Here is a 25,318-nt window from a genome sequence, read left to right on the forward strand (position 1 = left end):
AATAAGACTTTCTATTTTTTACGCAACGTTATTCACTTCTTCGTCACTCACATTAGCAGCCACTGAAAGCCCATCCGTAATATTGTCAGAGACTCGTGTATTACCATGAGATTTCACTTGCCCTTTACGGTGCTTAAGCGCGGCTTCGAGTTTTTTTGCTGCAGAAGGAATGGCTTCATAAAGATCTTGAGCAACCGCCCTAATGGCCACCTGAGTGCCCATGAATTGAGTAATCATTTCAACAGATTGTTGTTTAGGCTCAACATTCAGTACGACAGAAATAGAAGAAAGAGAGGGGTTGTGACTAAATACTTTTGATAACTTTGCATGAACACATTGACGCAAAGCTTCAGTGACTTCAACGTGGTGGCCAGAAAGATTAATTTGCATACGAGATTACCCTCCGTTTTTGCAAGAAAGGCATGCGACCGTTACCTCTATTTGAATACCGATTTTAATATCAATTTTAATACCAACAACACCTCAACTTTTTCTTCATTGAGCAGCGTTATTTTCGAAAAAAAATTTATCGGCATCATGGCAAACGTTCACAAACCATGAAAAAGCATTATTGAATTACCCCACTCCCAGCTGTGTTGCTTATTTTTATTAAACGCTCTCTTTGTCGAGCGATTTTTATAACGATTTCTCTGCTTTTTATGCACGCCTAGACCACAGGCAAGCTAAAACACATACCATATAAAAAGCCATAAAAAATATTCAAATACCATTATTTAAACACAATGTTAAGCATCTGATTTTTTTCTTCATCTTATTGTAAAACTTATGGGTTAGAGGCGTATTTTACAAGCCATTTTTCATAATTTTTTTGCAACCTTGCCAAAGATCAAATCTGCTTTATTTCGCAGCAAAATCAGAACCCCCTTTTCTGAGCAAGATCGAAAGTGACCATTCACTGCTTTACTCAGGACCTAAGCGAGTTAGGAAAGCCTGTCTTACTTGCGCTGCTCTTCTCTTATCCTTAAGTCCCAGCAGGGAAAGCCACTAACACCTTCGGGTTTACCAATAAAAACGATTCCATCTAACAAGCGATGTATACTTCGTATCATTATCAAGAGAGCGACTTTGGAACATTCCATCGTAATCGGGGTGGACAATACCTGACCAAATGGTTATGTTTCTGAGTCTTAACCTGAAACCATAAAAATACTGAGCTATTACGCATCATTTTGGGGACTCAACAGTGAATGCATCTTCTGCAACCGTCGTTGTACTGGGCAGCACCAACTGGGATATCTGTATGTATCTCCCACACCTACCCACACCAGGTGAAACCGTGGGTGAAGGACGATTAAAAACCAACCTGGGCGGCAAAGGGGCCAACCAAGCCGTTGCCTGCCATCGTGCAGGTGCTAACACCACTTTTATTAGCTGCATTGGCGATGACGCCACCGGTACCACCGTACGAGAAGAGTTCGAAGCCATTGGTCTGAACACCAGCGCCGTTGCCACTTTGAGCAATACCACCACGGGCACGGCCTGTATCTTCATCGATGAAAGCGCAGAAAACTGTATCGGTTTAACCGCAGGCGCAAACGGAGAATTGACGCCTGAGTTAGTTAACCAACATCGTGACACCATCAGTGCTGCCGATGTTCTGCTTGTACAGTTAGAAACCCCCATTGAGTCCGTACTCGCTGCCGCAAAAATCGCGCATGAAGCGAAGACCAAAGTCATTTTAAACCCAGCCCCTGCCCGCTCACTCCCCGATGAACTCTTCCAATACGTGGATGTTCTCACCCCCAATGAAGGGGAACTGGCACAATTATCTGGTATGCCAACCGACACCGAAGACGAACTCAACGCCGCCGCAGAAGCCCTTATCCATAAAGGGGTAACCAACCTGATCGTTACCCTTGGCAAAAACGGTGCTGCGCTCTTCCAAGACCAATGGGCTGTTCTCAAACAAACATTTGCTCCTTTTGTCGTCGACGCGAAAGACACCACAGCGGCAGGTGATACCTTTAGTGGCAATCTTGCTGCCGTCATTGCCCAAACCGGCGACTACACTCAAGCCATTGAAACCGCTATGGCGGCAGCGGCATTGTCGGTTACACGGGAAGGTGCTATTCCATCGATCCCAACCCGTGAAGAAACCACTGAATTTAGCAAGAACCACCGCTAATTGCGTTTGCCATCATCGTGGTGCAACCTCGCACCACATAATCTGATATGACACAAAAAAGAGAATAACCATGCTAGCCAAGTCATTTTTTCGCCTAATGGGCACCGCCGTTTTGGCCTTGTCTTTTTTAAGTGGTTGCGACTCTTCGCAACAATCCGAGACCTCAAGCACCGACGCTAGTGGAGATAAACCCGTTCGAGTCGCATTGGTTATGAAGTCTCTGGCCAATGAGTTCTTCATCAATATGGCCGAAGGCGCCAAAACCCACCAAGCTGAAAATCCAGAATCGTACGAGCTTCTAATTAACGGCATCAAGAACGAAAGTGACCTAGCTCAACAGGTTTCATTGGTAGAGCAAATGATGGCCAGCCGTGTCGATGTGATCATCATTGCGCCTGCGGACTCTAAAAGCCTTTTACCGGTTGCCAAGCGCGCGATGGATCAAGGCATTGTAGTGATCAACATCGACAACAAGTTCGACGAAACTATCCTAGGTCAGATGAAAACAACCATTCCCTTTGTTGGCCCAGACAACCGTGAGGGCGCGCGCCTGGTCGGTGAGCACCTAGCCACCCAATTAACGGCAGGCGATGAAGTTGCCATTATTGGTGGTATTCCTGGTGCTTTTAACGCCCAGCAACGCCAAGCCGGTTTTGAAGACGCCATGAATGCTGCCGGCATGAATATCGTTGCCACTCAATCTGCCGACTGGGAACAAGCCAAAGCCGCCACCATTGCCGCCGCCATTTTGTCTGAAAACCCGAACTTAAAAGCCATTCTTGCCGCGAACGATTCTATGGCCCTGGGCGCTGTGGCAGCCGTTCGTCAAGCTGGCCGTGCCGATGCGGTACAAGTCGTTGGGTTTGACAACATCTCCGCAGCACAAGACCTTGTGAAGTCTGGCGAAATGTTGGCCACGGCTGATCAATACGGTGATCAACTCGCTGTCTTTGGTATCGAATACGCCCTACAGATTTTAGAAGAAGGCGCTTCACCGGAAGACCGCAAAACCCCCATTAAACTTATCACTAAAGAAAGCCTAACGGCTGACGTAGCTCAGTAAGTACCCCGTGCCGATGCGCCCTAAACGCATCGGCCGCGAGCAAACACTGAACAGAGACACTCCATGACCGAAAACACACTTCTCCTTGATGTGCAGGGTTTGTATAAAACCTTTGCGGTACCCGTCCTCGTTGACCTGAATTTCACCCTTCGCCGTGGTGAAATTCATGCGCTTATGGGCAGTAATGGTGCCGGTAAAAGCACATTAAGCAATATCATTTGTGGTATTCATCAACCCACACAAGGTAACCTCACCTTCGAAGGCAAACCCCATACCCCCGGATCAGTAAAAGACGCCGAAGACCTGGGCATTCGAATGGTAATGCAAGAGCTTAACCTCTTCCCGACGTTAAGCATCGCCGAAAACCTCGGCTTCAAACACTTAGGCGGGAAAGGCGGCTGGATTAACCACAGCGCCCTCAGAGAAAAAGCCAGTAAAGCCCTAGAAACCGTTGGCTTGGCCGATCTAGACCCAGATACCCCCGTCAGCGAGTTGGGTGTGGGCCAACAACAGTTGATTGAAATTGCCCGCGTACTGGCTGACCCGGTTAAACTGTTGATTCTTGACGAACCCACCGCCGCCTTAACCGACCCTCAAATTGAGCTCCTATTCGACCAGCTCAACAAACTGCGCGAGCAAGGGGTCGGCATTATTTACATTTCTCACCGTATGGATGAAATCCGCCGTATTTCCGATCGTATTTCTATCCTTCGTGATGGCCAATTAGTGGCCACCGAAAATGCCGCCGATATCGACGAAGACACCATCGTCAACCTAATGGCCGGCAACGTTGAGCACCAAGCGCTGGATACCGATACCCGTGGTCAACGTGGCGATATCGCCATGAAAGTGGAAAACCTTTCCCGCAAAGGGGCATTTGAAGATGTCTCTCTGGATGTGCACCAAGGCGAAGTCTTAGGCATTGGCGGATTGATCGGCTCGGGTCGCACCGAATTGTTGCGCGCAATTTTTGGTGCAGACGTGGCCGATGCTGGGAGCGTGAAGCTCGCATCAGATAATTTCCAGCAAGCACACCGCTTTACCACACCGCAAAAAGCCATCAGTGCCGGTATTGGCATGGTCGTGGAAGATCGCAAAGGGCAAGGCCTACACTTGTCAGGCTCACTGATTGATAACATGTCGATCTGTAAGCTCAATGATTTATCGAACGGGTTAAGTGTTGTCGATACCACGGAAGAAGAAAAAATGGTGGCGAATATTTCCGAACGCCTTGCCATCAAATACACCACGCTAAGTGAACCGATTTCCAACCTCAGTGGTGGTAACCAACAAAAAGCTTTAATTGCTCGCTGGTTATTGAAAGATTTACCCATTCTTCTCTTCGATGAGCCCAGCCGTGGGGTAGACGCTCGCGCAAAAGCGCGTATTCACGATTTAATTCGTGAACAAGCTGCTCAAGGCAAAGCCGTGATTGTGATTTCCAGTGAAACTCAAGAATTAATGGGGGTTTCAGATCGTATTGTGGTGATGTCCAACGGTAAATTGGCCGGAGAATTCGACCCACAAACCTTAACGGAAGAACAATTATTAGAAGCCAGTTTCCGCTTCTACTCCAAGCCCCAAACGGAGCACAAAGAAGAAACGGCCTAATACACAATTCGTTCACTCAAACCAACATCCGCTTGGGTGAACACACTATTTTAACGAACACTTTTTTTAACAATTTAGCCACAACAAACCGAGTAACTTCGTATGCAGATTTTTAATCGCTCGATTAAATTACCCTGGAACTCTCTAGGGCTTATTGGCGTTTTGATCGCCCTAGTGATTTTCTTCAGCGCCATGAGTGAATATTTTTTCTCTGGTGTGACCTTTCGAACCCTAATGAATCAAATTCCTGCCTTAACAGTGATCGCCGTTGGCATGACCTACGTTCTGTTAATTGCTGGTATTGATTTGTCCGTGGGTTCGGTGATGGCATTGTGTGCCGCTGTTATGGGCGTCATGATTGCAGATTTTCAATGGCCGTTATTTTTAGCCTTTTTCGCAGCACTTGCGGTGGGATTAATGGCCGGTATTACCAATGGTTTTGTGAGTGCCCGCTGGTCGATCCCCTCTTTCGTCGTTACCTTAGGTATGCTCGAAATTGCCAGAGGCGGCTCGTACCTTGTTACCGGTTCTGAGACCAAATATTTGGGTACAGCAGTTGAGTTTCTCGGCGCTCCTGTTCCGATGCTTGGGGTTTCTGTGTCGCTGATCGCTGCCGTATGTGTGGTTATTATTGCGCAATTAGTCCTGAGCAAAACCGTATTTGGCCGTTATATGATTGCCATCGGCACCAATGAAGAAGCGGTTCGACTTTCGGGTATTAATCCTGTTTTTTGGAAAGTCACGGTTTTTGCTATTGCCGGATTGTTAGCAGGCTTAGGTGGTGCGTTCCAATTGGGCTATTTACAATCAGCAGACCCCAATGCCGGTATCGGCCTAGAGTTATCCGCCATTGCGGCTGTGGTCATCGGTGGCACCAGTCTCTCTGGGGGGCGCGGCTCTGTGGTGAACTCCTTCCTCGGAGTGTTAATTATTGCCGTTATGCAAACCGGCTTAGCGCAATTGGGCGTTTCAGAACCCGCCAAACGAATCATCACCGGCTTGGTCATTGTGGCAGCGGTCTTGTTCGACCAATACCGCGAACCTCTAGCTCAGTTCTTCCAGCGTAAATCGAACGCTTAATCTGTCCCTCATAAGCCAGCGGCAATGCTGGCTTATTTTTCCCTTGCTCTTTTTCCTGAAGCCTCTTACGCCTCCAATCTTTTTATTCTGATTTCAGATTCCCCTCTCCCTTCAGTCTTATTTCGACACTCCCCTAGACAAAAGTCGAATACCGGATCCTGTCACATAAAGTATGTTTGCCTATCAATTTAAAAACTTACCGGCCATTGGCTCATACAGTTATTAAAATAGTGAAAAGTATTCCCAGATGATAGAAAGCTTCGCACAACTCAGTGAAATCCAAGGTTCCCATCTCGTGTGGACGCTACTGTGCATTTGCTTACTTATCTTCATGCAGCTGGGTTTTAGTTGCTATGAAGTGGGATTAGTACGCGAGAAAAACAACATTCATGTGGTGATGAAAAATTGCATGGGTTTTTGTATCAGCATGTTGCTGTTCACGTTTTTCGGCATTGTCATTATGTTTGGCCCTTTAGGCTCTATGGGTGCCTACTTACACAGTATTTGGTTCGAGAATGAACCCGGTGAATTAGTCTTTATCATGTTTCACTCCATACTCTGTGCCACAACCGTAACGTTGATTTCCGGCGCAGTAGTAGAGCGAATGCGTGTAAGAGGCTACTTAACGATTGCCATACTCACCTCCGTTTTTATCTACCCTGTGTTTGGGCGGTTAGCGTGGGGGGACAAGCTCTTCAGTGATAACCCTTATGCGTGGTTAGGCGCACTCAATTTTTACGATTTTGCTGGTGCCACTGTCGTACATTCCGTTGGCGGGTGGGTCGCACTTGCAGCATCACTGGTAGTGGGGCCACGCTTAGGTCGTTTTGGCACCGACCGCCAACCTATACGCCCCTCCTCACTACCAATGTCATCCATTGGGGTATTTCTATTGTGGATCGGGTGGCTTGGGTTTAACGGCGGCTCTCAGCTCTTCCTTACCAGTACCACACCGTTAATTTTATTCAATACCTTTCTCAGTGGGCTTGCAGGTGTCATCTCCGCCATGCTTTTGTCTTATCGGCGCTATCAGCAAACTCGTGTTATACACGTAATGAATGGCGGTTTATGTGGTTTAGTAGCCACCACTGGAGGAGCTGACATTTTTATGCCATGGCATGCTTTAGTCGCAGGTGCCATTGCCGGTGTTTTTCCCTCTACGTTTCAATCTTGGTTCAAAAAGCTTGAAATTGACGATGGCATTGGTGTGATTCCCGTTCATTTGGTCAGCGGTATTTGGGGTACTCTGCTGGTTGGTATGGTCATTCCTCTAGAAGGCGATGCATCGCGCATTAATGCTATCTGCATCCAATGTCTTGGAATTTTCACGGCGGGAGTTTTTGCCTTTGGTGCCGCATACAGCCTTTTATCTCTTATCAACCGATACCGCCCTCTGCGTGTACCCAAGTCAGGCGAAGTGATTGGTCTTAATGTGTGGGCCCATGGCTCTTCCACCGCCATGCTGGATTTAATTAATCAAATGTCTGCTCAAGCAGAACTTGGCATGTTTAATCATCGAATCGTGGTGGAGCCCCATACACAAGAGCATCACATTGCCACTTTTTACAATTCTGTACTGGATAAATTTAATGATTTAGAGCGCTCGCGAGAACAAGATCTGAAAAAAGCCGTTTGGCTAGCCGAACACGATGCATTGACCGGCGTGAGAAATCGTCGATCCATTACCCAGCTTCTAACCAAAGAAAAACAGCGGATTGACCGTAATGATCAAGTCGCCACCATAGCCATTATGGATATTGATCACTTTAAAAACATTAATGATACCCACGGCCACGAGGTTGGGGACATAGCCCTTAAATCTTTTACCGACATGATCAAACCTCATGTCCGAAATACAGACTATTTCGGTCGAATAGGTGGAGAAGAGTTTATTTTAATTATTATGGAAACACCTGCGGAACAAGTAATAGAAAGACTTGAAATGATCAAACAACAAGTGGAGCAGACACCCATATTAATTGATGAGCACATCACCATTTCCATTACCATTAGCATTGGCGTCTCTGAGTTGAAACAAACAACTTCTGTCGAAAAAGTATTAAGAGAGGCCGATAAGTGTTTGTATAAGGCGAAAAAGAACGGTCGCAACCAAATAAAAATACACGAGGAGAAGATTTTCGCTGAGCACTAACACTGACTCGCAAATCGCCTTCTTACAAAAACAACATTATTCAAAATAATTTATCCAAACATAATCCCGTCAACTGACGATGATTTCCGTCTGAAAGATTTAATTCATATGTATTTCTTTCCATTCTCCATTCAATGCATACCAAACAACCTTAGTTCAACTGAAGTAAAATAATTGACGACACAAATCAGACTTGTCTAGTCTAAGCAGACACCACTGTGAGGTGATGAATGTCGCCTCAAAAATAAAACCGCAATGAATGGGTCCACCAGTATGCAATACGTTAAATTCGGTGCCACCGGACTTCGCGTATCGAAATTGTGCTTAGGCACAATGGGATACGGCAGCTCAACCTGGCGTGAATGGGTACTTAATAAAGATCAATCTGAGCCGATTTTAAAAAAAGCCCTAGATTTGGGTATCAATTTTTTTGATATGGCAGACTTCTATTCATTAGGAGAGTGCGAACGCGTAGTCGGTGAAACGTTATTATCGAATGTCAATCGTGATGATTTGGTGCTCGCCTCTAAAGTCTATTACGCCATGAGTGATAAACCCAATGACGTCGGTTTATCTAGAAAACACATTCTTGCGGCCATCGAAGGCAGCCTGAAACGCATTGGCACCGATTATCTCGACCTTTACCTCATCCACGGTTTTGACCCAGACACCCCCATCGAAGAAACCATGGAAGCCATGCACGATGTCGTGAAAGCAGGAAAAGCGCGCTACATTGGCGCTTCGACAATGTACGCATGGCAGTTGGCCAAAATGAATGCCATTGCCGAAAAAAATAATTGGACTAAATTCATTAACATGCAATGCCAATACAGCCTTCTTTACCGTGAAGAAGAGCGAGAGATGATGCCCCTGTGTGAGAACGATAAAATTGCCGTTTCCACCTTCAGCCCCCTTGCCCGAGGCATGCTAAGTGGTGCCAACGATATTCGTACTCAAACCGACGGTTTTACGACTGAGTTTTTTGGTGATGCCATTGATCTTGCCATTGCTGAACGCGTGAAACGTGTCGCCGATTACTTAGGCATCACATCAGCAGAAGTGGCCATGGCTTGGGTATGCCAAAGCTCGAAGGTAACGACACCCTTAGTGGGCGCTCAGTCCATTGAACAGCTTGAAACCGCCATTGGCACACTGGACATCACACTGGATACTGCACACATTGATTATTTAGAGGCGCTCTATCGTCCGAAAGACATCATCAACGATCACAACCCGGTTCGTCGTGCCCGTGCTATGCCTGGCGACGATAATGAACCGGCTCCTCCGATCAGCACATCATCAAACAGTACATCATCAAACAGTACATCACCAAGCTGGTAGCCCATCATGACACCATTCCAACTCGCACACGTTCCCGCCATTAATGCCGGGGCAAATGCGCTTGAGCAACTCACCGATTTACTCAGCACAGAATCGATTCAACATATTCTTGTCGTGATCGACCCCGGCGTTCAAGGCGCCGGCCTTGAGCCAAAAATTCTGGCCCCCATACAAAGCACGCAAAAAGCCATTATTGTTTCCGCGTTACCCCCAGGGGAGCCACGGGAAGCGTTTATTCAAGAAACCCGCGCTAAAGTCACCGACCCGCTTCACACCGCCGTGGTATGTGTGGGCGGGGGCTCCGCCTTGGATGCGGGAAAGCTCATCGCCAATTTATTGCCCAGCGAAAAGCCGGTCTCCGATTTTCGTTTAGCCAATGAACCCTTACCCGAAAATCGCCCCCTGCTGATTTGCGTGCCCACCACCTCAGGCACGGGCTCAGAAGCCACCTGCGTTGCCGTAGTCGCTGAAGACGACGGCGTGAAAAACTGGTTTTGGGGGCCGGGCCTAAAACCGAACCACATTGTTCTCGACCCTACATTAACTTGTGGCTTGCCCCCTTTTGTGACCGCCATTACCGGCGTAGACGCACTGGTTCACGCCATGGAAGCGGCCACCAATAAAAATGCGTTCTCGGCCAATAACCTGTATTGCTATGAAGCCATTCGATTGGTGTCTGAAAATTTGCGCACGGCAATCGGCGAGCCCGATAACCTCACCGCCCGTGGCAATATGCAACTGGCCGCAACGCTTGCCGGTATCGGCATCGATAACGCCGGAACGGCCATCGCTCATAATATTGCACACGCTCTTGGCTCGATTGCCCATATTCCCCATGGGCTTGCCGTGGCGATGGGTATGGCAGCCACGCTGGAGTGGAACATTGAAGCCAACCCTTCTGCTTATAAAGGCGTTGCCTCTGCCATGGGACTCAATAGCGTTGATGAACTACCCAAAGCCTTTAAGACATTGGTCAGTGACGTCAAAATTGACTTAACTGTGTCACATGAAGGTCTCACCAATGAAACACTCGCTGCGGTCATGCAACAACCGGAAAACATCGCCATGGCCAATGCCAATCTGAGGACAGTTGAAGAAAACGACTTTTTCACCATCGCACAATGGGTACTCGACGCATAAAGCCCAGCACCGCAATAAATGCTGTGGTGAATGCCGTCGTAAATAAAGATACGAACAACATTACGAACAACGTTACAAACAACATCGTGAACAAAAAGTGCCTTAGGGCACGTCCTTTTTATTTTTCTTATCGTTAGGTGGTCTATGACAACCCCAACCACATTTGAACAATGGCAAACTCTGGCCAAAAATCTGCAACCTGAAACCCGCGCTTTCATCAACGGTGAATATCAATCCGCCCAGTCTGAAAAAACCTTTACGCGAATCTCCCCCATCGATAACCAACCCCTCGCCGAAGTCGCACGCTGCGACAAAGCCGACATTGATGCAGCAGTGGCGTGTGCACGAAAGGCCTTCGATCAAGGCGTATGGAAAAATCAAGAGCCCAGTGAGCGCAAACAAGTACTACTGCGATGGGCAGAATTGATTCGTGAAAACGTCCAAACCCTCGCACTGTTAGAAACCTTAGAGGTGGGCAAACCCATTGGCGATACACAAGCGGTGGATGTGCCCGGTTGCGCCAATGCGATCAGCTACTATGCGGAATTTGCCGATAAACTCTACGACGAAATTGCCCCCACCGGCCCCCATGACCAAGCGCTTATCAAAAGAATGCCGCTGGGCGTTATTGGTGCCATTGTGCCTTGGAATTATCCGCTGATCATTGCCGGTTGGAAAATTGGCCCAGCCTTAGTCTTGGGCAACTCTGTTGTCCTCAAACCTGCGGAGCAATCTTCCCTGGCCTCCATTCACTTGGCCAAATTAGCAAAAGAAGCCGGTATTCCTGATGGCGTCTTTAATGTGGTGCCAGGGCTTGGGGAAGAAGCCGGCAAAGCCTTAAGTGAGCACGATGATGTCGACCTCATCGCCTTTACTGGCTCCACGTCGGTGGGTCGGCTCATTATGGAAACCGCCGCGAAAACCAATTTAAAGCGCGTTGCCTTGGAATTAGGCGGGAAAAGCCCGCAAATTGTCATGGACGACTGTGACGATTTAGACGCCGCCGCCAGCGCCATCGCTTGGGGTATTTTCTACAATGCAGGCCAAACCTGTCATGCGGGTAGCCGCTTAATCGTCCACAAAAATATTGCGCAAACCCTGTACGAAAAAGTCGTTGAAGTGGCCAATAGCTTGAAACAAGGCCACCCACTAGACCCAACCACACAGATTGGCGTGATGGTGGAAGCCGAGCACAAAGCCAAAGTCTTAGAGTACATTGCATTAGGCACCCAAGAAGGCGCCACACTCACGTTAGATGGCCGTCAACCAGACATTGACGGTGCAGCATCGGATCACGGCTTTATTGGCCCAACCCTGCTCACCAATGCCTCACCCGATGCACGCATCTCGAAAGAAGAAATCTTTGGACCAGTGCTGGTCACCACCGAAATCGAGAGCGAAGAAGAGGCCATCGCCATCGCCAATGACACCGATTTTGGCTTAGCCGCCGCCGTCTGGACCAGTAATATCAAGTGTGCCCACCGCATGAGCGAAGCACTCAGAGCCGGCACCGTGTGGATTAACACCTACGACAGAGCCTCCATGGCCACACCGTTTGGGGGTTTCCAGCAATCTGGCTTTGGCCGAGATCGCTCCATCCACGCCTTAGACAAATACGCCGATTTAAAAACCGTCTGGACCCACTTTGGTTAAGCAAAACGACGCTGGTTAAGAAAAACGACGCAAGTTAAACAAAGCCACTCTGGTTAAACAAAACCATTGTGGCTAAGTGAGAGAATACATAATGAAAATTGAATCCATCGAGATTTCACATCACCGCCTTCCGCTAGACCCGCCCTTTCGTGCCAGTTGGGACGGACGAGATCGCACTTATTTTGACTCCACCATTGTCCGAGTCCGCACCGATGAAGGCCTAGAGGGCTGGGGTTCCGGTGATTTAATGGTCGGATTTGAAGGCCATGAAGAACTGTTCATTGGCTGGGACCCAATGCGCATCGAACGTCACTTTACCGTGCTCTCCCACATCGATTTCCACTATGGCCGCTGCTGGCCGCTGGATTTGGCGCTCTGGGATTTGATGGGAAAAATCAGCAACCAACCCGTCTGGAAATTACTGGGCGGTCGTCATGATCGTGTCAACGCCTACGCCTCTTCCGGCACTTTACGCGATGCCGAAGCCATTGCTGATACCGCCCTCCAACGCATTGAAGAAGGTTTTAAAGCGATGAAAATTCGCTTTCATCGAGGCGATTGGCGCGACGACATCAAAGTGCTGGAAACCATTCGCAACGCCGTGGGCGATCGTTTGGAATTAATGGTCGATTGCAACCAAGGTTGGCGTATGCCTTGGGATGTGGAAAAACCCTGGCAGCTAAAAGACGCTCTGCAAGTCGCGAGAGAGTTGGAAAAAATCGGCGTCTACTGGATGGAAGAGCCGCTCTATCGCCACGATAACGAAGGCATGAAACAACTGCGCGCCATGACCGACATTCGCATTGCCGGTGGCGAAATGACACGTGACCTAAGCGCCCTAGAAGGCATTATTCACGACCGTGCCTTGGATGTGATTCAGCCAGACGCCGCCCTCGTAGGAGGCATTACCGGACTACGACGCATTGCCCAATTAGCCGAAGCTTCTGGTGTTACCTTTACCCCACACACATGGACAAACGGCCCAGGTGTAGTGGCAAATTTACACCTGTCTGCGGGTGTGGGTGATGTGCCTTACTTGGAATTTCCGTTTGACCCACCCGAGTGGTCATTGGCACGGCGCGATTTTGTCATGGCAGAACCATTAGACATCAACGCGAACGGTGAATTAATGATGACCGATAAACCCGGATTCGGAATTGACCTCAACGAAGAGATGCTTAAAAAAACGCGGCTGAAATAAAATTCAAACTGTAGTATGATGCGCACAACTCAATAAATTCATCATGAACTTAAAGGGTAGCGCATCATGTTCGCCACAACGGTTTTTTCTCTTTTCAATTCCAATCCACAAAGCGAACACCCTTAAGAATTCAAAAAAGCACGCTAAAAAAGCGCTTTAATTTCTGCATATCCCCCATTTTTCACTATGATTAAACTTGCGTAAATATTCACAACGCATCAATAAGTGAAAACCGGCGGCACGTGTTAAAAATCATAATTAAATACATATCAGGGTTGGTGAAACATTTTGTTCACTCAAATAAAAACAATCTCGGCCTCAATTCGCCCGATTGTTTTCTTGGTGCCAATGGTGGTGTTAGTTGCAACCGTTGTCGCCAGCTTAACAAATTTAGAGCGTTTCCTTACCGTTGCAAATCGCATCAATCACTGGATTCTTGATACCTTTACCTCGGCTTTTGCCATCGGCACTTTTGGCCTTGTTGTGAGCTGTATATGGGTCTTTGCTTCACCGCTTGGAAAAATACGTATTGGTGGAAGCAATGCCACTCCTCTGCTTTCGCGCTGGAATTGGTTTGCCATCACTCTTTGCACCACCGTTGCCATTGGAATTTTATTTTGGGCAACAGCAGAGCCCATGTTTCATGCGTATTCACCAGGTAAAGCAGGCATTCAACCGGGGTCAGACGCCGCTGAAGAATTTGCCATGGTGTCGATGTTCATGCACTGGTCTTTCACGCCCTACGCCATTTATGCCCTGCCTGCCCTAACCTTCTCCCTCGCCCATTATAACTTCAATCAACCTTATTCTCTTTCCGGCCCCATTGCCGTATTAATCGGTAGGCCGGTGCCAAAAGTCTTATCCGACATTATTGATGCAACCGCTCTATTGGCATTGGTTGCCGGGCTAGCCTCATCGTTAGGCACCGGAATGTTGTCTTTATCCGGCGGTGTTGGAAATTTTATCGATATATCCACCTCTCCACTCATTCTTGCCATTATCGGGAGCCTTATCGTTACTGCATTTGTGATCTCTTCCGTAACAGGATTACAAAAAGGCATTCGAATTCTTTCCGATATCAACACCAAATTTTTCTTTGCGTTTGCTGCATTTGTTTTGTTAGCGGGTCCCACATTGGACTTACTGATGATTGGAGCAAAAGCCTTTCTGGGGTATCTCTCTGAGTTTTTTTCACGATCTTTACTGGTTGGCGATACCACACAGCCCGACTGGGCCAAATCCTGGACGATTTTTTATTGGGCAAATTGGTTGGCTTGGGCACCAATGACAGCCGTATTTCTCGGACGCATCGCACGCGGGTATACAGTAAGAGAATTTATTACGGTGAATTTTTTTCTCCCCGCCCTTTTCTCTATGATCTGGATTACTATTTTTGGCGGTTTATCCATTGAAGTGAATCACTCCGAAAATGAAATTTTAAAAAGCACATTGGATACCGATGGCCCAGAGGCTGTGCTCTATACCGTTATTGATTATTTACCTTTCACGCAAGTGCTTGCCGTGATTTTATTGTTACTGTCTTTTGTCTCCTACGTTACCGCCGCAGACTCCAATACCGATGCCATCGCGACAATCTGCCAAAAAGACAGCCACCAAAAAGACAACCACCAAAAAGACAACCACCCAAAAGACGATCGTCATGAACAACCCGGCCATTCACTGACTATTAAAGTAGTGTGGGCCGTCATGATTGGCACTTCTGCATGGATAATGACCGCTTTTTCAGGGGTTGATGGTATACGAGCGCTATCTAATCTCGGCGGGCTCCCGGCTTTAGTCATTGTGCTAATTTTTAATGTCGCCTTAATCACTATGAGCACCAAGCATCTCAAGACATTAAAAAATGCTGAAAAAAAAGCAGCAACCACCATGGAATAATACAAAAGCACTACATTCAAAAATCTGAAAAGAAAATAAAAATACCATTAAAGTATAAAAAATAAGGCTTATTTGTATTTTTCTAGCACGATGCATACAAAAAGCTATGCTTTTATAAGTTGCATTAGCAATAAAACACACAAAAGGCGTGGCTGATTGCCCCTATACACACATTATGAGGATGCAGAAAAACGCACTTCCCCGTCCACACTAAAACCAATAGAGATCAAAGGTAATTACCGATGAATTCGTGGAAATACCCGTCACACCCTCACCCCTCCAACCAACTCCCCATAGCTTTAATCATTGGTGCGGTCATATCTGGCTCACTGCTGAGCACCGCTTTACCCGTTGCCGCACAATCCTCATCTACTATGGAAGAAGTCGTCGTCACCGCTCGCAAGCGCGGTGACGAATCCTTGCAAGACATTGGAGGCAGTATTCAAGCCCTAGGAGGGGAAGATCTCGCATCCAAAGCGGTGATGGGCTTTAACGATTACATGCGCCAAGTCCCAGGGTTAAGCTCGAATAACTCCGGCAGCGGTCAAACGCAGATTTCCATGCGTGGAGTCACCTCGTCTCGGTTAAATCACGCCAACCCCAATATTCCTTCCACTGCCAGTGTGTATTTTGACGAAACTCCCGTGACGACCTCCGGTTTTAACCCAGATGCCGGCCTGGTGGATATTGCTCGTATCGAAGTGCTACGTGGCCCCCAAGGCACATTATTTGGCGCCAGCTCCATGTCTGGGGCGATTCGAATCATTCCTAACGAACCTGTTCTCGGTGAAGTCAGTGGCAGTGCTCGCTTTTCTTACTTCAGCACCACCGATGGCGCCCCCAGCCAAAATACCGATGTAACGCTTAATCTTCCCATTGGAGATACATTTGCTCTACGCATTGCCGGTTATGGGATTAATAATGGCGGGTATATTGATAATGTTTACAGTGGCCCTGCCAATTCGGGAGGTGAGGATTACAATAATGAATCGATTGTAGGTGCTCGCGTCTCTGCATTGTGGGACATCGCATCTGTGGCCAGCATCAAGCTAACCCACATGACCCAAGAATTAAATGCGGATGGCAGACCAGACGAATATTTACAAAATGATCCACTCACTGGGCTCGGTCTAAACTCCCGAACATCCAATAATGGTAATATTCTATTTCCTGAAGAAAGCATAGACATTACTGGCGAACGTCAAGTCGCTAAATTTGTAGATGAAACCTTTGATGATGAAATGAACGTCACAAGTTTAGAATTTGACGCGTCCCTAGAAGATTACTCAATCACTTCTGTCACATCATACATGAACAGGGAGTTCGAAAACTTATTGGATGATACCTATCGTTCTCGCGATTGGGTCAATCTAGCCAATTTTAATTGGTTTGATGTAGATGGTGATGGTTCAGGCTCCTTCGTTGATGGCACCGGAATAGAGGGCTTATTGTACTTGGGAGCTGACCCTACAGACCCAAACCAAGCAATACCCGTTATACGCTCTCCCTTTGAGAACAACACACAACTGGATCGTATTGCGCAAGAAATTCGTATCGTCTCTGATTACGATGGCCCTTTTAATTTCATCGCAGGGCTTTATTATGAAGATGAAACCCGTGATTTCCAGCAAGACATCATCATTCCCGGGTTAGACTCTTGGCTAGATTCCTATTGTGATTTTTGTACTACACCAGCCTATGGTGCAACTCGCTCGGATAGCTTTTTTGAAGGCCGATATAGCTTTGACACAACACAAAAAGCTTTTTTTAGTGAGTTAAGTTATTCAATTTGGGACTTAGAATTTATTCTGGGTACTCGCTATTACGACTACAAACAAAAAGCCGATGTTTTCTTCGGTGGGTTTATTGAATTTAGTGAAGACAGGCTATCTGACTCTATTGATGAAGATGGGACTAACTTTAAAGCAGAAGTTGTCTATAACGCCACAGAAGAGGTGACGCTGTACACAAGTTATTCAGAAGGATTTCGCCTAGGCAGCGTTCAACAATTCATCAGCTCAGCTGATGCATGTCTACGAGACCTGAGAAATATTGGTGCAATTGGTATGGATGAAGGAGCAGATGCCATTCCGACAACTATTGACAGTGATGAACTTGCCAACTATGAATTTGGTATCAAAGCCACTTTGTTTGGCAATACCACAGTGAACGGAAGCCTCTATTACATTGACTGGTCTGATGCTCGATCACAAGTTTTCTTAGGGTGTGGCTGGATTTTGGAAGGCAACTTTATAGACATTGAATCCAAAGGTTTGGAATTAAACGTTAATTCTCAAATTACCGACAACTTTGCACTCACTTTCAACTTGGGAACCATCGACTCAGAAGTCGCTAGAGTTGATGCTTCGGCAACGTCTATTGCTTCCGAAGGCGACCGAACACCAATGACACCCGAATTGACTTATAGCTTAGGTTTTGACTTCACAGCACCTGCCATCATTGATAACCAGTGGGATCTATTCGTTCGAGCAGATATCTCATACACCGATGACATGGTCAGCAGCTTAGGCACCTCCGCCGAGCAAGCTAACCAAGGCCTTGTTTCCAACCTGACCATTCCCGACAACACGGTAGGCAACCTCTACTTCGGATTTGGAGCTGAGAATTGGGAGCTTTCACTGTTCGTTCGCAACGTGACCGATGAGCGCGTCGTTACTGGTATCGATATTGACCGCCGTGGCCCCGCCGCTTATTCCATTGCACGACCACGTAACATTGGCGCGACTGCCCGAATCTTCTTTTAAAAACCAATTTGCGAAGGGTTAATTCAGTTTCAATCACTGAATTAACCTTCCGCAGTAAAAAATCGACTCACATCGATATATCAATATCAATACCCCTATGATAATTCTTTAACCACCTTTTTCTTCAAAGGTAACCTTAGAGAAAAGGTGACATTTTCTCTCAATAACTCAAGAACAGAATTCAATGGCCGATTTAAATATATAATTGATAACCAATAAAACGGCAATTGGGTTATGAGTATGGTGCCACGATGACAACACAACAACAGCAAGCGTACGAATGGGCAAAAAGTAAAAAAGCTAATTACATTAATGGCCAATGGCAACCTCCCGAACGCCTTTATCTTTGTCACAACCCTGCAACAAACACCCCAATAGGGGAAGTTCCCAGTACAAACCAACATGAATTAGACGAAGCCGTTTCAGCGGCTCGCAATAGTTTCCACAATGGCTGGGGAAACTATTCTCGACGCGAACGTGCAAAAGCACTGATTCAAGCGGGGCAAATTATTCGTGAACACCAAGAAGAATTAGCCGCTCTCATCACATTAGAAAACGGCAAGCTGTATCGTGAATCCCTAGAAGACGACATGCCTGATACGGCAGATTTATTCGATTATTTTGCAGGGTGGACCGATAAATTTTATGGAGAAACGGCGCCAGTAGAACCGGGCTTTGTGAATTATATTCAAAGAGAAGCTGTAGGTGTTTGTGGGCTTATTATTCCCTGGAACTTTCCTTTATTACTGGCCATGTGGAAAATTGCCCCCGCCCTATGCTTAGGAAATACCGTGGTTGTTAAGCCCTCCGAAGAAACCCCCTACTCTTTATTGCGCACTCTAGAACTCTGGGATGCCGCCGGTGTTTTTCCACCAGGTACGATTAACGTAGTGTGCGGTGCGGGTGATGTTGGCTCACTGATTACCCACCACCCAGACATAGACAAAGTCTCATTTACCGGCAGCACCGCTACCGGTAAAAAAATTGTGCTTGGCTCAGGCGAGTCCAATTTAAAAACGGTTACATTAGAATTAGGGGGCAAAGCACCAGTATTACTATTTGAAGACACTCCAGATCTCGATGCTGCCATTGAACGATGTTTCCATGTTGCCTACTCCCAAAAAGGAGAGAAGTGTACAGAGCCCACTCGCTTATTAATTCATGACTCTATTTATGAAACCGTCAGCCAAAAAATGACTGAGCGCGTTAATGGCATTGTTTGCGGTGACCCTTATGATGCCGATGCCTACCAAGGGGCACAATCGTGCCAAGCACAATTCGAAAAAATTATGGGGTATATCGAATCAGGCAAAAAAGCCGGAGCAACGTTATTAGCCGGAGGTGAAGCCCTCACCCTACCTGGTGAATATAAAAATGGCTTCTATGTTCAACCAACTTTATTCGGCAATGTGGATAATCAACTGGCTATTGCTCGGGAAGAAATATTTGGACCAGTCCTGATTCTTCAATCCTTTTCCGACGAAGAACAAGCCATTACCCTAACCAACGATACCATTTACGGTTTGGCGGCAGGTTTGTATACCGCCGATGTCTCTCGTGCCCACCGAGTGGCATCCGCCATTGATGCGGGGCAAGTTTTTGTAAATCGTTATGGCTGCTATGACTTTGCGAGTCCATTTGGAGGCTTTAAACAAAGCGGCTGGGGAAAAGAAATGGGCATTCATGTTTTATCGGCCTATTCACGTGTAAAATCCGTTTGGATTGCCTACGACTAATTAACAATATCATTAAGGCATACTCTCTGTTACTTTTGAAACTCAATCTCGAAATTGATTTTTAAATAGAAACATTTGAAAAGCAAGAACCATTGAAAAACATTCAAAAGAGAGATAACAGAGAGTCGCCATACCATGATCAATCACTTTATCAACCGGTAATACAACACTAATGCGGTATTTACATGAACATTTCAACGAAGTTGTTACTAGCGTTTCTTGCCTCAATTATTTTGCCTATTTTCACTATTTCATTTTGGGTAATCCAAGAAACCGAAGAACAAGCGTTTGAAAATTTTACCGCTCGCAGCCAAGCTGAAATTCTCCAAATAAGCAATGCCTTCGAACTTTTTTTTAATGAAATATCGAAAAATGTTAATTATCTTGCTACCCACCCAGACGTCATTGAAGCAGAAACTGGCCTAGTCAATTACATGGCCAGTGATGTATCTGGTGAAATGACAGCATTACAAAACGGTGAAACTGAAGCGAAGGTGTTCACGCTCTATCGAGACTTTGCAGAAACCCATTCGGGCATTGCTTATGTTTATATGGGCAATCAGGAAGGCGGTTATGTACAGTGGCCAAGTGGCCCCGCCATTGCCTCCTACGACCCACGCACACGCCCATGGTTTGATAGTGCAATGAACGCCAACGGCCAAACTGTCCATACCAGTGCCTATTATTGGGAAGCTGACGATGCCGTTATTGTGTCTACCGTCCGCTCGATAAAAAACAGATTTGGCCAAGCCATTGGTGTACAAGGCATGGATGTCTCACTTAAAAATTTAACTGAGATGGTTACGAATATTCGTTTTGGCAAAACCGGATTTGTCATGCTATTAGAAGATACCGGTAATGTCTTGGTTGACCCAGTTTGGCCTGAACATAATTTTAAAAATATTCGGGATATCGAAAACGGTAGCCTTTCTAATTTAATTAACAAACAAGCTTCTGACGGATTAATGACGGTTGACCTTAGAGGAGAAAAATACCTTGCCACTGTAGTGGTATCAGCGCAATTGGGCTGGCGCTATATTGGCCTGATTCAAGAACAAGAAGCCATGGCGCTAGCGTCTAAAATGACGACCATTATTACTATTATCAGTATTATTTTAATTGGTATTTTTGGTGCTTTAGCAACTGTGATGGCACAAATGATTTCGCGCCCTATTCGCCAAGTCACCAAGGGGCTGAAAGATATTTCAGAAGGCGGTGGAGATTTAACTAAGCGACTAAATGTGAATAGTACCGATGAGACGGGCGAGTTGGCAAAAAGCTTTAATGTCTTTTTAAAATCCATTGCTGATTTGGTAACCGAGATAGGTGAAAGTGCAGATCGAGTAAGCCAACAAGCGGAAAAAACCACACGAGCCTCCGATACACTCAATGCACTTTCCCACCAACAGCAAACCTTTTTCGAACAAACGGCCAGTAATATTTCAGAAATGGCCCACTCCACCAATGAAGTCACCGAACACTGCCAAACCACATCACACTCGGCCCACAACGCAAAATCGAGCAGTGAATCCGTACAAGGAGTGATTACAGCCACTTCACAAAGCATGAATGAACTCAACAAGGCACTGACCACCGCCTCAGAGCAAATGACACAACTGGAAACCGAAAGCGCAGGCATTACCTCCATTTTGGAGGCCATTTTGGGTATTGCAGATCAAACCAATTTATTAGCACTAAATGCCGCCATAGAAGCCGCAAGAGCTGGAGAGCATGGGAGAGGTTTTTCCGTTGTTGCCGACGAAGTGAGAGCCTTATCTCGACGCACCACCGACTCTACCGAAGAAATTTCCGTACAATTAGATAAGCTTCGTAAAGTGATTCATGGCATCGTGAAAAATATGGATAACAGCCTGAAGCATTCGGATAAAACCGCTCAACATGCCAGCTCTGCAATGCAAGCCTTTGAAGAGATCAGTGGAGCCATCGATAACATCAGCCATGTTAGTGATCAAATTACGGTGTCCGTTCGACAGCAGCAACAAATTACCGAAAGCATTCATGGCAATATTAACAATACTCATGATTCCTCTACAAAATTAGTTAACGTCGCAGAAGAAAGTGCAACCAATGCCGGTGAGCTACAACAACTCGCAGCTCACGTTTCGTCATTAGTTCATAAATTTAAGGTATAAGTATTTATACCTTACATATTATCGAGCACTAGGAATACTCGTTAGTTCATAATTAAAATCCCCGCAGCAGGTACAGGTTGTGTTTCAATCTGAGGAACACTGACTAAACTCTGCTGCGCAAGCAAAAACTCTTCTTCTGAAATACCCTGACGGAAAATAATAAAAAACGGCTCTGAATCTCGATATTTTTTAACTCCGCTTTCCACCTCAGCGGTTGAAAACATTTGCATTTCAATTAAGTAAGCACCGGGTTGAGGATTACCGGTATCGGAAATTCCACCGGTAAGTCGTCGACCTCGTCGCGTAAAGCTAACACATGTTCCTTCTGAATCTTTAACGCAAAAGTCTAAATGCGCATGTATGCCACCATTGACGTATTCAATTACCGACTCTGTTGGCCCTTCCACACCTTGTTGCGACCATTGCGTACCGCTTTGCCAGAACGCCAATTCTTCTGGGTCACCAAATAAGACACCCGGTGGCAAACCACCATACAAAATCACCTGTTCACCACCGGTTAATTCTGTCTCCCACGATTGCGTATCTGGGCTCCAATAGCGAAGCTCTCCTAATGCCCTAAACCACAGAATTTCATCATCCAGCATATCGCTCGCCGACATAAGCCAACCTGGGTCGTCGGTTTTATGGGGGATATCATTCACCGGCGCATCGGGCGTACCAAACACAGAAGGCACCAACAAATGCCGTGTATCATAATCCACCGGTAAAGGGTAAACATCATTACCATCCACAATATGTTGATTAATAAATAGCTGTGCCCCTTGTGGCGTTTGCCGAACGGTAACATCCACATCGAAATGAGATGGCAAATTAACAGACTGACCATGCACTTCGATCAGCGGCATAAAAAACAAAATACCAAACGATAGAGATAGTTGTGGCTTTCCGAGTCGTGTGCATAACTCTTTAAAACGACTCTTTGACAACAAAGAAGACATGCTTACACCCTTTCTGATTTCCATTTAATACTTTTATTAATATTCAATAACATTACTTTATTTAATACTCAAAACGCACACCCAGCTCCACTGAACGACCAGTTTCTGGTGCGTAGTGTCTTAGGAAGGAAGTCGAATTTCGAATAGGCTTATCCAGCAGATTTTTCCCCCTCAAAAAGATACTGTATGAACCCGAAGATTGAGAAGAGGTGGATAAATACCCTTGGTGCACTACACTCATGTCTGCCCGAAGATATTGATCGGTGGGCAATTCATTCAACCCGGTGTGCTTTTGAGCCCGTATTTGTGTCATCCGTAAAGACGCTTGCCATTCTCCTTTTTGATATTGAAATTCCGAACCAATCCGCATGGGGGGCAATCTTGGAATATCTCGTGCGGAATTTTCTCCAAAAAAGACAGCATCAACAGTCGGAACTTCATTAAATTTCCCACGAACGTAATCCGAAAAGAAAGACCAAATAAATTCACCCTTACCCACTACTAAAGAAGGTAATTCCCAATTCAGTTCATACCCCCAAAATGTGGCATCTTCCTGCGTATATTCCAACAAAGTTAAACATTCACTAATAACGGAACACCCGCCTTGAAACAGTTCTGACTCCCGATCAAACAACAAACCCGTATTTTGTTGATAGATGTAATCCTTCGCATCGGTATAAAAAAGATTTCCTTTAATGTCACCAATATCATACCCAATAAAATTAAGCGCACTTTCCAAGCCAACTTCCGCATGAGAAAAAGTTTCTGCATCCAAAGGGCCGTTTCTCAACAAGGCACCCATATCAAAGGAACGCGTTGCCAAATGTTGGCCGAAGGATAACAATTCGTGGACATCTGGCGCACGTTGCGACAAGCTGAATGCCGTTGATAACACTGTGTCGCTATCCCACTGATAACGAAATGCCATTTGATGGCTAAACGTTTCATATTCAATCGGCGAAAATTGAAAACTGACCCCCAAATAGGGAGCGGTGGGTTCATTCGGAGAAAGCGTCGTTATCTCATATCGTGAGCCCAACTCGATTTGCCAATCGTGAATGTCTTTTTGGCCAACCCAATAAAAGGCATCCATTTCTTGATCCGTCGCGGGAACAAAAGACTCCACACCTCGCGCAGAAAATTCCCGCTCAAAACCTTGCCAACCCAGTTCACCCTCAAAGCCCAAAAAATCCGACCACAATACTTTTAAACGAGATTCCAACACCTCGTTTATAAATTCAGTACTGATCACACCCACTTCTTCTTCGATGTGATCATAATTCACCTCTGACACGAGAATTTCGATTTCATCAATAGAGGGCAAGAAAGCGTTGTTAGCAAATTGAAAAGGCGAGTGCCATTTTACTCTACCATCGTGACGCTTATGGTTAAGGTCAACCCGAACAGGTGTGGCAACAATGCCACCATCGGTCTCATTACCCGAAGGGTGTGCGTGATGATGTCCGCCGCCTGGAGCATCTTCAACTTCAATATGCGCACCGATGGGAATACCGTAACGGTTATCTAAACGGCTTACAGACACCCCGGCAGAAATAACCTCACCATTCCATGCAAAACCCACTGCGCCATTACGAGCATCCGACGCGGTGTTGGGCAGAGTGTCGTTAAAATTGAAATTAACAATATCCCCAAACTGTTGCGCTACCGCTTCGGTATCAATCGCTTGACCTGAGATTTGCACATCATCGTGTTCTCTAAGAAAACCATCGAAGTGAATTCCTATCTTACCCGCGTGGGCATCCAAACGGATGCGGTTAGTGGTTTGGTCATGGTCATTTACCAACTCACGACGGGTTTCGGCTTGAAAAAAAACATCATCGGAATCCGTTTGATAACGAGATAACGATGAATTATTTTTTTCTGAAGACGCGGTAAAAGGGATTCGCTGTGTTTCGACTTCAACCACACCGCCAATGGCGGCACCACCGTGTACTAATGTCGTTGGGCCACGAACTACTCGTATCGTATTAGCCGAGGCTGCCTCCAAGGTGGTTGCGTGATCACCACTTAATGAAGAGCCATCCCAGGCACCAATTTGGTCTTGTACTAACCTCACCCGCACACCAGATAACCCCCGTAATACTGGCAAGCCCACCGCTGGGCCAAATGAAGCATTATGGACACCCGGTTCAGCACTAATGGTTTCACCCAGCGTACCACTGACTTTTACCATTAATTCAGTACCACCTAACTCTATGGTTGGCTGCCCAATTGTACTGTCTGGGGTTTTTCTGCCTTCCACCCGAATTTCTTCGACGCTGTTTTCATCTTCAAGCTGATTTTCTTGTGCAATAGCAAATTGGTAAGGCATCAATCCACATGCACTCATCAGCAAACATAGCGGTAAATATTGTTTGGTATTAGACATACGTTGGAGGAAGTGCATCATAACCATTAA

16 protein-coding genes are annotated in these 25,318 nt (G+C 46.2%); 13 read left to right on the forward strand and 3 right to left on the reverse strand.

Annotated features, from left to right (window positions below):
* Positions 1–18: 18 nt before the first annotated feature.
* Positions 19–390: a ribosome hibernation-promoting factor, HPF/YfiA family gene (gene hpf, locus LU351_RS03915; protein WP_232592742.1), complete on the reverse strand. Its 372-nt coding sequence runs from the start codon at positions 388–390 to the stop codon at positions 19–21.
* A gap of 814 nt (positions 391–1,204) precedes the next feature.
* Between hpf and rbsK the strand changes: the two genes are divergently transcribed.
* The 13 genes from rbsK (at position 1,205) to LU351_RS03980 (ending at position 21,940) form a co-directional block, all read left to right on the forward strand.
* On the forward strand, positions 1,205–2,146 hold the full coding sequence (gene rbsK, locus LU351_RS03920; protein WP_232592743.1) for a ribokinase: 942 nt from the start codon (positions 1,205–1,207) through the stop codon (positions 2,144–2,146).
* A 70-nt stretch (positions 2,147–2,216) separates the two neighbouring features.
* Entirely contained in the window at positions 2,217–3,209 is a 993-nt protein-coding gene (locus LU351_RS03925) for a sugar ABC transporter substrate-binding protein (protein ID WP_232592744.1), read from the forward strand.
* A gap of 63 nt (positions 3,210–3,272) precedes the next feature.
* Complete coding sequence (locus LU351_RS03930) at positions 3,273–4,820, forward strand: sugar ABC transporter ATP-binding protein (RefSeq protein ID WP_232592745.1); 1,548 nt, start codon at positions 3,273–3,275, stop codon at positions 4,818–4,820.
* 102 nt (positions 4,821–4,922) lie between these two features.
* Positions 4,923–5,900 carry an ABC transporter permease gene (locus LU351_RS03935; RefSeq protein WP_232592746.1) on the forward strand — a complete coding sequence of 326 codons (978 nt, stop codon included), beginning with the start codon at positions 4,923–4,925 and terminating at the stop codon, positions 5,898–5,900.
* Positions 5,901–6,147: 247 nt separating this feature from the next.
* Entirely contained in the window at positions 6,148–8,052 is a 1,905-nt protein-coding gene (locus LU351_RS03940; protein ID WP_232592747.1) for an ammonium transporter, read from the forward strand.
* A 273-nt stretch (positions 8,053–8,325) separates the two neighbouring features.
* Positions 8,326–9,393, forward strand: a complete 1,068-nt coding sequence (locus LU351_RS03945; RefSeq protein ID WP_232592748.1) for an aldo/keto reductase — start codon at positions 8,326–8,328, stop codon at positions 9,391–9,393.
* 6 nt (positions 9,394–9,399) lie between these two features.
* On the forward strand, positions 9,400–10,533 hold the full coding sequence (locus LU351_RS03950; RefSeq protein ID WP_232592749.1) for an iron-containing alcohol dehydrogenase: 1,134 nt from the start codon (positions 9,400–9,402) through the stop codon (positions 10,531–10,533).
* 144 nt (positions 10,534–10,677) lie between these two features.
* Complete coding sequence (locus tag LU351_RS03955; protein WP_232592750.1) at positions 10,678–12,186, forward strand: aldehyde dehydrogenase family protein; 1,509 nt, start codon at positions 10,678–10,680, stop codon at positions 12,184–12,186.
* A 91-nt stretch (positions 12,187–12,277) separates the two neighbouring features.
* On the forward strand, positions 12,278–13,387 hold the full coding sequence (locus tag LU351_RS03960; RefSeq protein WP_232592751.1) for a mandelate racemase/muconate lactonizing enzyme family protein: 1,110 nt from the start codon (positions 12,278–12,280) through the stop codon (positions 13,385–13,387).
* 288 nt (positions 13,388–13,675) lie between these two features.
* Positions 13,676–15,286, forward strand: coding sequence for a BCCT family transporter (locus tag LU351_RS03965; RefSeq protein ID WP_232592752.1), 1,611 nt, complete (start codon positions 13,676–13,678; stop codon positions 15,284–15,286).
* Between the two features lie 242 nt (positions 15,287–15,528).
* A complete protein-coding gene (locus tag LU351_RS03970; RefSeq protein ID WP_232592753.1) occupies positions 15,529–18,051 on the forward strand; it encodes a TonB-dependent receptor in 2,523 nt (840 codons plus the stop codon).
* Between the two features lie 251 nt (positions 18,052–18,302).
* A complete protein-coding gene (locus LU351_RS03975) occupies positions 18,303–19,787 on the forward strand; it encodes an aldehyde dehydrogenase family protein (RefSeq protein WP_232592754.1) in 1,485 nt (494 codons plus the stop codon).
* Positions 19,788–19,972: 185 nt separating this feature from the next.
* Positions 19,973–21,940, forward strand: coding sequence for a methyl-accepting chemotaxis protein (locus LU351_RS03980; RefSeq protein WP_232592755.1), 1,968 nt, complete (start codon positions 19,973–19,975; stop codon positions 21,938–21,940).
* Between the two features lie 41 nt (positions 21,941–21,981).
* Here the strand turns inward: LU351_RS03980 and LU351_RS03985 are convergent, their stop codons facing one another.
* Both LU351_RS03985 and LU351_RS03990 read right to left on the reverse strand, forming a co-directional pair.
* On the reverse strand, positions 21,982–22,899 hold the full coding sequence (locus LU351_RS03985) for a hypothetical protein (RefSeq protein WP_232592756.1): 918 nt from the start codon (positions 22,897–22,899) through the stop codon (positions 21,982–21,984).
* A gap of 61 nt (positions 22,900–22,960) precedes the next feature.
* The gene (locus LU351_RS03990; RefSeq protein ID WP_232592757.1) at positions 22,961–25,309 is read right to left on the reverse strand and encodes a TonB-dependent receptor domain-containing protein; all 2,349 of its coding nucleotides are present in this window, start codon (positions 25,307–25,309) and stop codon (positions 22,961–22,963) included.
* Positions 25,310–25,318 lie beyond the last annotated feature (9 nt).

Source organism: Marinibactrum halimedae (assembly GCF_021234875.1).
Lineage (GTDB): Bacteria > Pseudomonadota > Gammaproteobacteria > Pseudomonadales > Cellvibrionaceae > Marinibactrum > Marinibactrum halimedae.